The sequence below is a fragment of the Pseudogemmobacter sp. TB195 genome, from assembly GCF_058313095.1.
In genome coordinates this window covers 1-774 of record NZ_JBZEGG010000102.1, presented here as the reverse complement: position 1 = coordinate 774, position 774 = coordinate 1, and the positions used below count along the sequence as shown (strand labels likewise).

Annotated in this window: 1 protein-coding gene; it reads left to right on the top strand. The window is 64.0% G+C overall.

Going from position 1 to position 774, the window contains the following annotated elements; translation table 11 throughout:
* Positions 1-749, top strand: a 749-nt coding sequence (locus tag AC4FS3_RS28815; protein WP_491023387.1) for a hypothetical protein, incomplete at its 5' end; no start/stop codon positions are given.
* Between the last annotated feature and the right edge of the window lie 25 nt (positions 750-774).

Below are 774 nucleotides of genomic sequence, written 5' to 3'. Positions count from 1 at the left end.
ACACCGGGTCGTTTGACAAGTTCCTGACCGACAAGGCGCAGAAAACCACCGTGGACATGCGCGGCGAGAGCGAGGAAGCCAAGGCCATCGGGCAGGCGGCCGGCAAGCGCTCCGGCGATACGATGAACGCGGCATTTCTCGCCGGGAAGCAGCTCCAGCGCATCGGGCAGATTGAATCCCTGCTTCAGAACCTACAGACCGGCCGCATGGCCCCCACTAGGGCGACGCTGGGCGCATGGGGCAAGGAACTGGGGCTGAGCGACGACGCCATGAAAACCATGGGGCTGGATCCGGCGCGCGTTGGCGACGCGCAGGCGCTCAATTCCATCACTGGCCGCATGGTCATTGACATGATTGGGGCCGGCGGCTTCCCGGCGAACAACTTCTCCGATGCTGACCGCCAGTTCATCGTCGGGACAGTTCCGCAGCTCGCCAACGATCCGCGCGGCAACCGCATCATGATTGAGGCCGCGCGCCGCACCGCCCAGCTGGACATCGAGAAGGCGAAGGCGTGGCGGCAGTGGAAGCACACCAACAAGTCCGGATCGTTCGATGATTTCGAAATGCTCTGGGCGGATCAGGTCGGGTCGAAGAACCACTTCGCGGATTTGGCCGAACAGGCCAACGGCCTTGCGGGCGCCCAGCAGGGGCAGGCGCGCGGCGCTCCGAAAGTTGGCGACGTGAATATGGGCTATCGCTACCGAGGCGGTGAACCCGGCAATCCTGCGTCATGGGAGAAGGTGCGATGAAGGGGCCTTGGGAACTGTACCAGAC